At 52.1% G+C, this 13,840-nt stretch carries 12 protein-coding genes and 2 pseudogenes; 7 read left to right on the forward strand and 7 right to left on the reverse strand.

Features of this window, described 5'->3' with window-relative positions:
- Nucleotides 1–129: 129 nt before the first annotated feature.
- A complete protein-coding gene (gene aac(3)-IId / locus ACOTWU_RS24345; protein ID WP_000557454.1) occupies nt 130–990 on the forward strand; it encodes an aminoglycoside N-acetyltransferase AAC(3)-IId in 861 nt (286 codons plus the stop codon).
- A gap of 12 nt (nt 991–1,002) precedes the next feature.
- Nucleotides 1,003–1,545, forward strand: coding sequence for an AAA family ATPase (locus ACOTWU_RS24350; RefSeq protein WP_000587837.1), 543 nt, complete (start codon nt 1,003–1,005; stop codon nt 1,543–1,545).
- A 481-nt stretch (nt 1,546–2,026) separates the two neighbouring features.
- Here ACOTWU_RS24350 and ACOTWU_RS24355 read toward each other — a convergent pair whose 3' ends face one another.
- Nucleotides 2,027–2,218, reverse strand: coding sequence for a hypothetical protein (locus tag ACOTWU_RS24355; protein WP_000951934.1), 192 nt, complete (start codon nt 2,216–2,218; stop codon nt 2,027–2,029).
- 23 nt (nt 2,219–2,241) lie between these two features.
- On the opposite strand from ACOTWU_RS24355, the gene ACOTWU_RS24360 reads away from it, so the two are divergent.
- The 4 genes from ACOTWU_RS24360 (at nt 2,242) to ACOTWU_RS24375 (ending at nt 6,822) form a co-directional block, all read left to right on the forward strand.
- Nucleotides 2,242–2,469: a hypothetical protein gene (locus ACOTWU_RS24360; protein ID WP_000248278.1), complete on the forward strand. Its 228-nt coding sequence runs from the start codon at nt 2,242–2,244 to the stop codon at nt 2,467–2,469.
- A gap of 50 nt (nt 2,470–2,519) precedes the next feature.
- The gene (locus tag ACOTWU_RS24365; protein WP_000080861.1) at nt 2,520–3,656 is read left to right on the forward strand and encodes a DUF3883 domain-containing protein; all 1,137 of its coding nucleotides are present in this window, start codon (nt 2,520–2,522) and stop codon (nt 3,654–3,656) included.
- Between the two features lie 114 nt (nt 3,657–3,770).
- Nucleotides 3,771–5,141: an IS1182-like element ISCfr1 family transposase gene (locus ACOTWU_RS24370; protein ID WP_000971921.1), complete on the forward strand. Its 1,371-nt coding sequence runs from the start codon at nt 3,771–3,773 to the stop codon at nt 5,139–5,141.
- 820 nt (nt 5,142–5,961) lie between these two features.
- A complete protein-coding gene (locus ACOTWU_RS24375; RefSeq protein ID WP_000027057.1) occupies nt 5,962–6,822 on the forward strand; it encodes a broad-spectrum class A beta-lactamase TEM-1 in 861 nt (286 codons plus the stop codon).
- Between the two features lie 138 nt (nt 6,823–6,960).
- Here ACOTWU_RS24375 and ACOTWU_RS24380 read toward each other — a convergent pair whose 3' ends face one another.
- The 5 genes from ACOTWU_RS24380 to ACOTWU_RS24400 form a co-directional block, all read right to left on the reverse strand.
- The gene (locus ACOTWU_RS24380) at nt 6,961–7,278 is read right to left on the reverse strand and encodes a hypothetical protein (RefSeq protein WP_085013673.1); all 318 of its coding nucleotides are present in this window, start codon (nt 7,276–7,278) and stop codon (nt 6,961–6,963) included.
- A 75-nt stretch (nt 7,279–7,353) separates the two neighbouring features.
- The gene (locus tag ACOTWU_RS24385) at nt 7,354–7,572 is read right to left on the reverse strand and encodes a hypothetical protein (protein ID WP_306307795.1); all 219 of its coding nucleotides are present in this window, start codon (nt 7,570–7,572) and stop codon (nt 7,354–7,356) included.
- Entirely contained in the window at nt 7,554–8,534 is a 981-nt protein-coding gene (locus ACOTWU_RS24390; RefSeq protein WP_000019450.1) for an IS5-like element ISKpn26 family transposase, read from the reverse strand. The genes ACOTWU_RS24385 and ACOTWU_RS24390 overlap by 19 nt, the downstream gene beginning before the upstream one ends.
- A 45-nt stretch (nt 8,535–8,579) precedes the next feature.
- A complete protein-coding gene (locus ACOTWU_RS24395; RefSeq protein ID WP_000490639.1) occupies nt 8,580–9,203 on the reverse strand; it encodes a hypothetical protein in 624 nt (207 codons plus the stop codon).
- Between the two features lie 57 nt (nt 9,204–9,260).
- Entirely contained in the window at nt 9,261–9,641 is a 381-nt protein-coding gene (locus ACOTWU_RS24400) for a hypothetical protein (RefSeq protein ID WP_001371925.1), read from the reverse strand.
- Between the two features lie 754 nt (nt 9,642–10,395).
- On the opposite strand from ACOTWU_RS24400, the pseudogene ACOTWU_RS24405 reads away from it, so the two are divergent.
- A pseudogene (locus ACOTWU_RS24405) lies at nt 10,396–10,566 on the forward strand (transposase); the annotation flags it as partial.
- A gap of 36 nt (nt 10,567–10,602) precedes the next feature.
- Here the strand turns inward: ACOTWU_RS24405 and ACOTWU_RS24410 are convergent.
- Nucleotides 10,603–13,610 (reverse strand): annotated as a pseudogene (locus ACOTWU_RS24410) (Tn3 family transposase).
- Between the last annotated feature and the right edge of the window lie 230 nt (nt 13,611–13,840).

Here is a 13,840-nt window from a genome sequence, read left to right on the forward strand (position 1 = left end):
TTTAATTTAAAAGGATCTAGGTGAAGATCCTTTTTGATAATCTCATGACCAAAATCCCTTAACGTGAGTTTTCGTTCCACTGAGCGTCAGACCCCGTATAGTGTTTTGCAGTTTAGAGGAGATATCGCGATGCATACGCGGAAGGCAATAACGGAGGCGCTTCAAAAACTCGGAGTCCAAACCGGTGACCTCTTGATGGTGCATGCCTCACTTAAAGCGATTGGTCCGGTCGAAGGAGGAGCGGAGACGGTCGTTGCCGCGTTACGCTCCGCGGTTGGGCCGACTGGCACTGTGATGGGATACGCGTCGTGGGACCGATCACCCTACGAGGAGACTCTGAATGGCGCTCGGCTGGATGACGAAGCCCGCCGTACCTGGCTGCCGTTCGATCCCGCAACAGCCGGGACTTACCGTGGGTTCGGCCTGCTGAATCAATTTCTGGTTCAAGCCCCCGGCGCGCGGCGCAGCGCGCACCCCGATGCATCGATGGTCGCGGTTGGTCCGCTGGCTGAAACGCTGACGGAGCCTCACGAACTCGGTCACGCCTTGGGGGAAGGATCGCCCGTCGAGCGGTTCGTTCGCCTTGGCGGGAAGGCCCTGCTGTTGGGTGCGCCGCTAAACTCCGTTACCGCATTGCACTACGCCGAGGCGGTTGCCGATATCCCCAACAAACGGTGGGTGACGTATGAGATGCCGATGCTTGGAAGAGACGGTGAAGTCGCCTGGAAAACGGCATCGGATTACGATTCAAACGGCATTCTCGATTGCTTTGCTATCGAAGGAAAGCCGGATGCGGTTGAAACTATAGCAAATGCTTACGTGAAGCTCGGTCGCCATCGAGAAGGTGTCGTGGGCTTTGCTCAGTGCTACCTGTTCGACGCGCAGGACATCGTGACGTTCGGCGTCACCTATCTTGAGAAGCATTTCGGAACCACTCCGATCGTGCCTCCGCACGAGGCCGTCGAGCGCTCTTGCGAGCCTTCAGGTTAGAGGCCGTCGACAATGATAATCTGGATCAACGGACCTTTCGGCGCCGGAAAGACGACGCTCGCTAAGCGGCTGCGCGATCGGCGTTCCAAATCGCTGATCTTTGACCCCGAGGAAATCGGGTTCGTGGTGAAAGAAACGGTCCCCATGCCAGCGAGCGGAGACTATCAGGATCTCCCCTTGTGGAGGGGACTTACGATCGCGGCGGTCAGGGAGATTCGAAGGAATTACTCGCAGGACATCATCATCCCAATGACGCTCGTGCACCCGGACTATCTGACTGAGATACTCGACGGGGTAAGGCGGATCGACGATCAGCTGCTGCACATCTTTCTGACGCTCAACGAGGACCTATTGCGTCACCGGATCGCGAACCAGACCATGCATCCTGACCCGAATCGAAATGCGGAGATTCGAGAGTGGCGATTAGCGAATGTCGCCCGATGCTTGGCCGCAAGGGAACGGCTTCCATGCACAACCCGTGTTCTCGATAGTGGTGCACACACCAGCGATGAACTCGCAGCGATGGTGCTCGACGGAATCGATGGGCGCACCTGATCGCCTTCGACGCCTGCGCAAAGCGTAGCGCGAGGGTGGCGGGCTCACGACCAAACGCCCAGAGGTCGATCATCGCAGGGATGTTTGGCTTTGTGGTGCGGACGACGGGACTCGAACCCGTACTCTCACAGAGAAGCAGATTTTCGTACCACCTCGACTTTCGCCGCCGTCTGATGACGTTCGTGGTCTGGACTGTCCCTTCGCCATTGCCCGAAGGCTTTAGGCGCCGCCCGTCCAGTCTCTACACCTTCCCCCGAAGGGGCTTGGCTCGGGATTGGCTTAGGGTATTGCCCGTTAGCGTTCCCCGACTTTGAGCGGTTCTACTCCGCGGATTTCCCCGCGGGCACTCCAATTTTAAAGTCTGCTGCGTCTACCGATTTCGCCACGTCCGCCTTTTTTCGCCGTTCCTAGCGCTCGTGCGATGCACCTATGTTGCACCTAGCGCCGAATCGTTCTTCGTCATCCTGAAAAACCACGTCTCCTAAAGCCTTGCATAGCTTATCTTTTCTCCACCACGAACTTTTTTGTGGGATGGTAGAAAAAAAGACTTTTTAAGTCCGCTGGCTTGCCAGGCCTTGTTAGCTTGTACGGTCATGGTTATCGGGTAAAGAATATTGACGGCATCGCTGGTGTCGGTGGCTGAAAAGCCGGCTCCCATCAGGGCAATAGCCATTTCAGATGCAGGCGTACAGGGCAATGGTCAACAGCTACAGCCTGTCTGACGATTCCGGCGTCATGGCTGCGGCGGCTATCACGCATTTTTTGTTCGGTCAGGCGGTGTTTTCGTACCTCAATGGTTGGAGCGTGTTGATCGGACCTGGTACAGGTTTGGACAGCACGGGCTGCAAATACGCAAGGGATTTAATGGGCCTGGTGGCGTTCACGGCTTTTATCGTGACGTTTCTGTTCAGGGGCTACTCATAATCTCGTGGCTCGGCGGTTCCCGGCACACCATGACAGTAAGGAAGGACCCTGTGTCTCAACTCTCCCAGCTTCGAAGCCCCGCCGCCGTGCAGGCTGCCATCGATGAGTTCGTGCAACTGGGCCGCACGAAATTCCTGGCGCGCCACGGCTACGGCAAGTCCCGCGACTTCCTGGTACGTGATCCGAAGACCGGCACCGATTGCGATTCCAAGGCCATCGCCGGTGTGGCCTTCGGCAAGCAATTTCCCGAGCAGGGCCCGCTCACTGCTGACAGCTTCTCCGGTGGCGAGACGACCGTCGTTCCGGCGCTGACGCGGCTCGGGTTTCGCATCATTCGCATCGGCGAAGACTGGTCCGAAGAAGAGGTCCTGGCCACGGTCGAAGACTATTTCGACATGCTGCGTGCCGAGGCGGCTGGGGAGCCGTACCACAAGTCCGAGCACAACCAGGCACTGCGCCAACTGCTGAACGGTCGCAGCAAGTCTTCAGTCGAGCTCAAGCACCAGAACATTAGCGCCGTACTCGATGCCCTGGGCCTGCCCTATATCAACGGCTACAAGCCACGCGGCAACAGCCAACTGCTGCTGCGTAAATCCGTACACGCCTACGTTCTGGAACATCAGCAGACGGTCGGCGCTCTTGTCGATGCCCTGGAGGAGGTAAAACTTCCGGGTGACAAAACCTACCGAGCGGCTTTGGTAGAACCACCCGCCCGTGAAGTGCTTGTGCGTACCCCGGCATCTCTACGGCAACGCCTACCGCGAAAGTTCGATTATGCCGCTCGCGATGAAGCCAACCGCAAGCTGGGCCGGGCAGGGGAGCAGTGGGTGATTGGCTACGAACAGCAACGCCTGACCGAGCTCGGCCACCCAGAGCTTTTTCAGCGGCTGGATTGGGTGTCCGACACCCAGGGAGACGGTGCGGGGTTCGACATCCTGTCGTTCGAAGAGGACGCCCATGAGCGCTTCATCGAGGTGAAAACCACCAATGGCGGGGTAGGCTCGTCTTTCTTGGTCAGCCACAACGAACTCGAATTCTCCAAGGAGGCGGGCGATCAATTCCATCTGTATCGCGTGTTCCAGTTTCGGGACGGTCCGCGCCTGTTCACGCTACCCGGCGACCTCAGCCAACATGTGCATCTCAAGCCGACGGACTACCGGGCGAGTTTCCGGAGTTTGGTGGGGTAAAGGCAGGGTTCTGTTGAGCCGAATGGCTGTGTGCGGCCGATTCTGTTGAAAAAGTAGCGGCCTCCCCATGCCGTTGGCAAAATTGCTTTGTCAGCGAGCGTGGGGGCGAACAGCATGATGGGACAGTTACCGGGAGGACAGCAGCGCCTGTTCTACTCGTTCAATCTGGAAGATCACGTCCCGGCCCAACATCTCCTGCGCAGCATCGACCAGTGCTTGGATCTCAGTGATCTACGTGCCTACCTGGCAGATTTCTATAGCCCCATCGGGCGTCCCTCGATTGACCCGGAGTTGATGGTGCGCATGCTGGTCGTCGGCTACTGCTATGGCATTCGTTCCGAGCGGCGATTGTGCGAAGAGGTGCACCTGAACCTGGCCTATCGCTGGTTCTGCCGGTTGGGTCTGGAAGACGAAGTCCCCAATCACTCGACCTTCTCGAAGAATCGCCATGGGCGTTTTCGTGACAGCGATCTATTCCGCTGGTTATTCAATGAGGTGCTGCGGCGCTGCATGGCAGCCGGCCTAGTCAAGGGTGAAGGTTTCGCCGTCGACGCCAGCATCATTAAGGCGGATGCCAGCCGGCAACGTGGGGTGGCGGGAGATGAGGTCGATTGGAACGATCCAAAGCTCAGCAGCCGCGCAGTGCGCGAGTACCTCGAAGCCCTTGATGAAGAGGCGCTGGCTGAGGCTCTTCCCAAGAAAATTTCGCTCACTGATCCTCAGTCCCGTTGGACAGCAGCGCCAGGTGGCCCGGCCTTTTTTGCCTACTCCACGAATTACCTGATCGACACTGAGCACGGTGTGATCATGGACGTGGAAGCTACCCCGGCGCACCGTACCGCCGAAGTCGATTCGACTAGGACGATGGTCGAGCGTGTCGAGGCGCAGTTCGATCTCACACCGGAACGCCTTATCGGCGATACCGCTTATGGCACCGCCCCGATGCTGGCCTGGATGGTCGAAGAAAAGGACATCGAACCGCATGTGCCGGTGTGGGACAAGACCGAGCGCAAGGACGACAGCCTCTCCAGTAACGACTTTCACTGGAGTCAGGACGCCAATGAATATCGCTGCCCAGCCGGCAAACCGCTACGCAGTGAATGGCGCGCCTTCACCCAGCAAAGGTCGCGGGTAACTAAGGCCAAAACCGTCATTTACCGCTCCAGCCAAACCGACTGCGCCACCTGCCCGTTGAAAGCGAAATGCTGCCCCAACACGCCGAATCGGAAGATCGTCCGCAGCATCCATGAGGCTGCCCGCGACGTGGCTCGACGCATCGCCAAGACACCGGAGTACCTCGTCTCTCGCTGCGAACGAAAGAAGGTGGAGATGCTTTTCGCCCACCTCAAACGGATCATGAAACTCGACCGTTTACGACTGCGTGGCCTAACGGGTGCCACTGACGAATTCACCTTGGCTGCGATGGTGCAGAACCTGCGCCGCATGGCCAAGCTTTTGCCTCAAGGGCCACCGCTGACGGGATAGGTATGCCTGCTACGAGCAGAAACCCTCAAATTAACCCTTAAACCTGAGCAAGGACGCTCAGTGAAACGCCGGAAGGCAACTTGAAGTGGCTTGCAGCCACTTCGACAGCAGGCACACCTGATCGGCAGGCTGCCGCTAAAGCTACTTTTTCAACAGAATCGGCCGATTTGTGCCGGTCGTCAAGGACCGCTTCGGATCACTCTCAACCGGATCGCGGGCCAGCTGATTTGCTAAAACCCGCGCCAAACTCAACGAAGGATTTCGCATGATCCGTTTTTTTTGGCGATCACGCTCGGCCTGATGGTTGGCTGCTCGTCGAGTTCAAGTTCGATCTGATCAGTGAGCGGTAGCGCAAGTGGATCGCCTCAGCCAAGCAGCGTTGTTGCCGGCGGCCGGAAGAAAGCCTTGAACTAGTAGCGGAAAGGATGAAACTTTATTTTTACGATTCTCAGCATTTTCCAAGGTTGAGCGAAAATTAGGATGATACTTTAATGATTCCGGCCTCCATCCCCACAAAACGCTTGCAGATGGCAGAATTGAAATAAGTCATTGTTTTAAATGGATTTTTGCAGGAATTGCTACGTTGCAGGGTCCTGTAGTTAGGATGACACTTTATTTTCCTCCCACAGGCCTCGTGATACGCCTATTTTTATAGGTTAATGTCATGATAATAATGGTTTCTTAGACGTCAGGTGGCACTTTTCGGGGAAATGTGCGCGGAACCCCTATTTGTTTATTTTTCTAAATACATTCAAATATGTATCCGCTCATGAGACAATAACCCTGGTAAATGCTTCAATAATATTGAAAAAGGAAGAGTATGAGTATTCAACATTTTCGTGTCGCCCTTATTCCCTTTTTTGCGGCATTTTGCCTTCCTGTTTTTGCTCACCCAGAAACGCTGGTGAAAGTAAAAGATGCTGAAGATCAGTTGGGTGCACGAGTGGGTTACATCGAACTGGATCTCAACAGCGGTAAGATCCTTGAGAGTTTTCGCCCCGAAGAACGTTTTCCAATGATGAGCACTTTTAAAGTTCTGCTATGTGGTGCGGTATTATCCCGTGTTGACGCCGGGCAAGAGCAACTCGGTCGCCGCATACACTATTCTCAGAATGACTTGGTTGAGTACTCACCAGTCACAGAAAAGCATCTTACGGATGGCATGACAGTAAGAGAATTATGCAGTGCTGCCATAACCATGAGTGATAACACTGCTGCCAACTTACTTCTGACAACGATCGGAGGACCGAAGGAGCTAACCGCTTTTTTGCACAACATGGGGGATCATGTAACTCGCCTTGATCGTTGGGAACCGGAGCTGAATGAAGCCATACCAAACGACGAGCGTGACACCACGATGCCTGCAGCAATGGCAACAACGTTGCGCAAACTATTAACTGGCGAACTACTTACTCTAGCTTCCCGGCAACAATTAATAGACTGGATGGAGGCGGATAAAGTTGCAGGACCACTTCTGCGCTCGGCCCTTCCGGCTGGCTGGTTTATTGCTGATAAATCTGGAGCCGGTGAGCGTGGGTCTCGCGGTATCATTGCAGCACTGGGGCCAGATGGTAAGCCCTCCCGTATCGTAGTTATCTACACGACGGGGAGTCAGGCAACTATGGATGAACGAAATAGACAGATCGCTGAGATAGGTGCCTCACTGATTAAGCATTGGTAACTGTCAGACCAAGTTTACTCATATATACTTTAGATTGATTTAAAACTTCATTTTTAATTTAAAAGGATCTAGGTGAAGATCCTTTTTGATAATCTCATGACCAAAATCCCTTAACGTGAGTTTTCGTTCCACTGAGCGTCAGACCCCTTCTTCTTTGACGGGACCGGATGACAAATGAACTAGAACCGGTACTTTTTTACGTGTTCTATCCAGAACAATACAATTTGATTTATCCGTATCAACGCTTCCCTGAAGAGTATTCAAAGAGCAATTATCATATCCCTCAACCGGAACTGCATTACCTTGGATATCAATTTTGAATCCTCCAGCTATTACAATTTCGGGTGCATTATCATTTAAAGTCTCGTCATAGGCAGCATCAACTACATCGCAAGCAGTAAGAGTAAGTGACGATGCCACAGCAAGACACAATAAAGAAAATCTGTTTTTGAGCATATTTGAGACCTTTTATAAAAATAAAATAACAGGAGAATTGTATCATTAACAGTCTAGTTCTAACGACTACCACTTTTAAGTATGTATTGAGCCAGTTTTATATTCAGGCACACCATATTGCACTCTAGGGAAGGTGCGAATAAGCAGGTCATTTCTTCCCAAGCTGACTCGCTGATTAAAATTTCGCGGATCTGGGCCGATTTTTTTCCCGCAAACACATCGAATCAGCCTATTTAGGCTATTTTTTCCACCATTTCTGGCGTTATTTCCGGTTTTTACTGAGATCTCTCCCACTGACGTATCATTTGGTCCACCCGAAACAGGTTGGCCAGGGTGAATAACATCGCCAGTTGGTTATCGTTTTTCAGCAGCCCCTTGTATCTGGCTTTCACGAAGCCGAACTGCCGCTTGATGATGCGAAACGGGTGCTCCACCCTGGCACGGATGCTGGCTTTCATGTATTCGATGTTGATGGCCGTTTTGTTCTTGCGCGGATGCTGCTTCAAGGTTTTTACCCTGCCGGGACGCTCGGCGATCAGCCAGTCCACATCCACCTCGGCCAGCTCCTCGCGCTGTGGCGCTCCTTGGTAGCCGGCATCGGCTGAGACAAATTGCTCCTCTCCATGAAGCAGATTACCCAGCTGATTGAGGTCATGCTCGTTGGCCGCGGTGGTGACCAGGCTGTGGGTCAGGCCACTCTTGGCATCGACACCAATGTGGGCCTTCATGCCAAAGTGCCACTGATTGCCTTTCTTGGTCTGATGCATCTCCGGATCGCGTTGCTGCTCTTTGTTCTTGGTAGAGCTGGGTGCCTCAATGATGGTGGCATCCACCAAAGTGCCTTGGGTCATCATGACGCCTGCTTCGGCCAGCCAGCGATTGATGGTCTTGAACAATTGACGGGCCAGTTGATGCTGCTCGAGCAGGTGGCGGAAATTCATGATGGTGGTGCGATCCGGCAGGGCGCTATCCAGGGATAATCGGGCAAACAGGCGCATGGAGGCGATTTCGTACAGGGCATCTTCCATGGCACCGTCGCTCAGGTTGTACCAATGCTGCATGCAGTGAATACGCAGCATGGTCTCCAGCGGATAGGGCCGTCGGCCATTGCCCGCCTTGGGATAAAACGGCTCGATGACAGCGGTCATATTCTGCCATGGCAGAATCTGCTCCATGCGGGAGAGGAAAATCTCTTTTCGGGTCTGACGGCGCTTAGTGCTGAATTCACTATCGGCGAAGGTGAGTTGATGGCTCATGATGTCCCTCTGGGATGCGCTCCGGATGAATATGATGATCTCATATCAGGAACTTGTTCGCACCTTCCCTAGCTCTTTCATCATCCTAGAAGAACTCTTAATTAAGTATTCTTCAAGTGGGCCAGCATATGCCCCTGATGTCACGATCGTTAGTTGCGTAAGAGGATGAGTCAAACTCTCAATGCCCTTCAGGATGTCATTCTGGACAGCAGCAATATAAACAGGCGAAGCCGCAATCAAATATTCATCATTCGGACTGGACTGCATTAACTGGCTTATAGTTGCGCAACGGTTATGCTTTCCTAGTGATTTTGTGATGGCTTTCCACCAGAGATCATGCCTGAATGGTACTTGATGAAATGTCGCCTCGTAAGAGGGCACCCGATCTCGACTATTTAAAAACCCCATCCCGGCAGAGATTATCCACAACTCCAGATTTCTGGTTGAGTTTAAAATTTCCTTTGCCGTAGACCAGTGATTACCTGAATACAAGGACAATGCCGGTACCGCCTGATTACTTCTGGCGTCGTCTACAATGTTACTCCAGGCATATGCTGCGTCGTCCGGGGTTTGTTTTGGATCTATGTCCAATGTCGGCCAGACGTGGCCCTGATGATTCTTGCCCTTTGTACAGGAAGTGATTAAGTGTACTGAGCGTTCAGAGAACATTATCTTCCTTACATACCCATAGAACAGCTTTCTAAGAACGGTGGGCTCGCCTGAAAATTACAAATCAGCCCCTTTCACGGCATCATTTTGATTCTTCGCGTCTGCCCCCAGTAAGATGACCGGTTTTCTGCATGACAGTGTTATTCCTAACAAACGCAACACAAAACCACGCCAGCCAGAGCAAATTTTTTCATTTGCTGCGTAAAGCCTATTGTTTTCTCTTTTAAGCTTCGCCCACTCGTTACAGAGGGTAACATCATCAAGCGCTGTTATATGCTTCGCCTCACCTTCGACGATAACGGTATGGATACCGTATGCTGTAAATCTCATACTATTTTCCAGAACCCAGTTGCGGTATTCGTTGAGTCCACCTTCGGAACCGGTAGCTCTGCGCCACATTTCAATTTGCTTGTGTGATGGGTCAAGTGTACTTGTCATTGAAGCCTCGTCTCAGCGATAACGCTTGAAATAGCCCGCTTTGGTCAAAATGAAATTAGCCATCTGACTGGCGATTTGATTGTATCTTACTCATAGTGCCCAACCTATAGGTTAAAAAGGGGCATTTTCGCTTTATAGCGTGTTCAACATCATCAATCATCCCAAGAAAGGCTGGCTTATTAAGCCGGTCCATCATTTTCTGTATATCTCTCATCAATTTTTATATCCGGCCTGAAGTGCACCGTTCAAGCACACCGATCAGGCAGTTAGTCACTAGTTAACTCTTTACTAGAGACTAAATTCCATTGATTTACGTGACAACGTCACGTCATTAAGGTTTGCAAATGCCTAATTTTCATACTATGGGATTTAATTAGGAGTAAATCCCACAGGTTTACATAAAGCTGACATTTAAAAGTGTTAAAAATCAATCAGATAGAAAGAAAAGGCTCTCCGGAAGAACTCTTCTCATTATTTCGCCGCCCGGGGTTATTGCTGACAGATCTGAAAGTGCTAATATGTTAGTCATTAGTAATTAGTAAAGCCTTTACTAAACGCGTTTCTACGTAAATTCTATTGGTTTTAGAGGGTCCTACTGTCCGAAGACAATAAAGTTGTACACAAAGCACTAAAGTTGTAACCATTCTCAAAAAACGACGCTAATGTTGTATGCTTACTGAATGTGTGGTTATAGGGTTGGAGACTATAAAATGCACATATAGGTACGTATCAATGTCGTTTTTTGGGTACGATCATGGGTAGGGGTAGGCGTCTCAAATCCTATTTGGATTATGAAAATGCGCTAGGTGACGGCATAGGAGTGGGCTATGGCCAAAGTTATCAGCCCTGGCTTAGAGCTCAGGACGTTAAATCCCGTGGAAACCGTTCGATAGTCTTTGGCCTTAAGACGTTTCGAAACCATCATCATGGGGTTTGAGGGCCAATGATGTAAAAAACCACGCTAAGGAGATAATTCATTGTTTAAATTGAGATTTAACGGCCTCAATTCCCCCTTCATAATATCCTCCGGTAGTGTGAACGTATAATGTCCCAGCATGTTGATATGACCGTGCATCAGAGGCGAAAGCCGCGCGATATGTTCATCCTCTGGCCCTTCCCCGATGCTGCGCAGGTGCGACAAGGCTTCCTGCATATAAAGCGTATTCCACAGCACCACTGCGTTTGTCACCAGACCCAGCGCACCCAACTGATCTTCCTGCCCCTCGCGGTAACGTTTTCTGATCTCGCCACGCTGACCGTAGCAGATGGCTCTTGCAACGGCATGGCGGCCTTCACCCCGGTTCAACTGTGTTAGGATCCGGCGACGATAGTCCTCATCATCAATATAGTTGAGAAGATACAGTGTCTTGTTAACTCTTCCGACCTCCATTATTGCCTGAGCAAGCCCTGACGGTCGGGTACTTCTCAATAGCGATCGAATGAGTTCTGACGCATGAATAGTGCCCAGCTTCAGCGAACCGGCAACCCGCATCATCTCATCCCAGTGGCTTTCGATTTTAGAAAGGTCAACACAACCCCGCGCCAGTTTGTCCAACGCCCCGTAATTCGCTGCTTTGTCGGCCCGCCAGAACACAGCCTCACCCGCATCCGCCAGACGAGGTGAAAATTGGTATCCCAGTAGCCAGAACAGGCCAAAGATAATGTCACTGGTACCTGCTGTGTCCGTCATGATTTCAACCGGGTTTAGTCCCGTTTGTTGCTCAAGTAGCCCTTCCAGCACAAAGATGGAATCCCGCAGTGTTCCAGGAATCACTATGCCATGAAAACCCGAATATTGGTCAGAGACAAAGTTGTACCAGGTGATGCCGCGCCCTGAACCAAAGTATTTTCTGTTGGGGCCAGAATTCACCGTTTTCACTGGCGTGACAAAACGCATACCATCAGCGGAGGCTACCTCCCCGCCCCCCAGTATCCTGCCAACGCTAACGAGGACTGAAAATCAACCAGCCGCGCATTGGCGCTAACCAGCGTTTCTGCTCGGATGTAGTTCTGTTTCACCCAGCTCAGACGATGGCGAGTCAGTGCAGGGATATTGTGCTTGATCAGCGGCTCATGTCCGATATTGCAGGCCTCAGCCAGCATCACCGCACACAGGCTTATATGCAGATCCTGCGCACGGGCACCTGACTCGCTGACATGGCTGAATTCACGGGTGAAGCCAGTTCTGGCGTCAATCTCGAGCAACAGTTCTGTCAGGTCAACGGGTGGAAGCAATTGTCTGACTCGGCTGCTCAGTTGTATCAGCGCCGGTGGTTCATCCAATTTATCCAGGCTGCTGATGGTCAGCGAAGGATGTTTACCTTCATTGCAGATGTCCACGGCGGTATTGCGATCAAAACGTGATGCCACCGTTTTCCAGGTTTCATCTAACTGAGCGGCCAATTGCTCCGATGCTTTACTGCCATTAGTGGGGTGACCCAATGCCCGGCAGACTGGAACCCGCTGCGCCTGCCATTCCTCCCCCTGAAGAAGTTTTTGGCGCGGATCACCCCAACGATCGCTGTTTTCCAACCAGATGTCACGACGGCGTAGCGCATCCTGAAGTCGCTCCAGCAGACACAACGAGTAACCTGCTCGCTGTATCCGACCGTCAGCATCGTACACCAGGCGTTTCCAAGGGCCTGAAATGATATGTTCAGGTGCATCGTCCAGGATCCGTTTTTTCGAGCCGTTTAGCTCTGCCAGGTAATGGATGGCAGCCAAGGTATGTTCACCGTCTGGGGCCGCACGGAAGTGCAGATCGCGCAGTAGTGCGGGCAAAAAACGCCTTACCCGTCCGTATTGCTCCACCATTTCATCCTGAAAGTTTGTATCCTGGGGGCGGGCCAGTTCATTCACTTTTTCCACGGACTCTGCCAGTCTGGCGACAGACACACTGCTGAATATGGTCTTTCGCAGCAAATCATCGGCGGTATCTTCATCAAGTAAAAGTGCGCATGCCCGCGCCAGCAGCAACGCCGCGCGGTCAAGATCCTTGAGCGTCCTAAGTCGCTTTTTCTGCCCGGTTTTCTTCGCCTCCCGGGTAATATTGAGGATCAGCATATCCAGCACGTCAACGGCCTCGTCCAGCGCCGAGATTTCTTGCGCTTTCACGAATGCGGTAAGGATCGCCAGCCGCCGTTCTTCTGGCATTCTGCTGATATATTTCACCGATGCCATTCCGGCATAGCGTGCCAGATTGCGGAGCTGTATGGCGGGCAGCCCAGTGAAATTCAGACAGGAAAACTCCAGGCTGCGCAGGCGAGTGTAACGTTCAAGTGCTTCAGTGAACGCGGGGCCGCTGATAGTGACAGGGCCTCTTTTTAGGTGCTCCATCACTGAGAGTCGCTGTCCTTCGGGGATTTCAAGTAACCCAGCCAGTTGTGCGGTCTGCCAACGGTTTGGCAGCGCGGCCAATTTTCGCCACAAGCGGCGGGTCGCACGCTCACGGATTTCACCAATGACTCTCGTCAGGGTGGATGCGGCTGGCAACAACACTTTATTTTGAAGCAACCACGCGGTGGCAAAATCGAACATCAGTCCGGGGCGTTCATTACTGAGCCATGCACGGGTATACAGCAATCGCTTCAGTCTGAACGACCACGGGAAATCACCGAAATCATGATAGCTATAGTGCTGCCTGATAAGCCCGTGGTGCTCCCAACGTGTGTTTTCCCTTTGAGCATAGCGGGAAATGATCTCTGGATAGCGGATGTTAAGTTGCCTTGCGACATAAAACTGGACACCGGGCGGTATTTGCATGAGATCGGACAAGAAGGTTCCCAGAAAGCGGGCAGTTGTGAGTTGAAGGGCAATTCCCAACCGGTTATGCCTGCCCCTACGCAGGTTGATGAAAGTAAGGTCTCGCTCATCAAGATGAAAATACCGTGCCAGCTGGATCTCGTTTGGCTCTGCGGCATAACGCCCGTAGTTCTGTGTCTGTTTGTCGGTCAGAAAATCAGCAGCCATCACGCATCCTTTCGTAAACGGGTGTTCTGTTCTCTTTTTAACCGTCTCAAATGTTATGAGTTTTGATACCACCCAAAACGGTACTGAATGTCAGTATCAAAAATCGTGATTTATGCATTATGATACTACACAGTATGGCACTGTTGCAAAGTTAGCGATGAGGCAGCCTTTTGTCTTATTCAAAGGCCTTACATTTCAAAAACTCTGCTTACCAGGCGCATTTCGCCCAG

Source organism: Enterobacter cloacae complex sp. GYL001, assembly GCF_049237125.1.
In the GTDB taxonomy this organism is placed as follows: domain Bacteria; phylum Pseudomonadota; class Gammaproteobacteria; order Enterobacterales; family Enterobacteriaceae; genus Enterobacter; species Enterobacter hormaechei_C.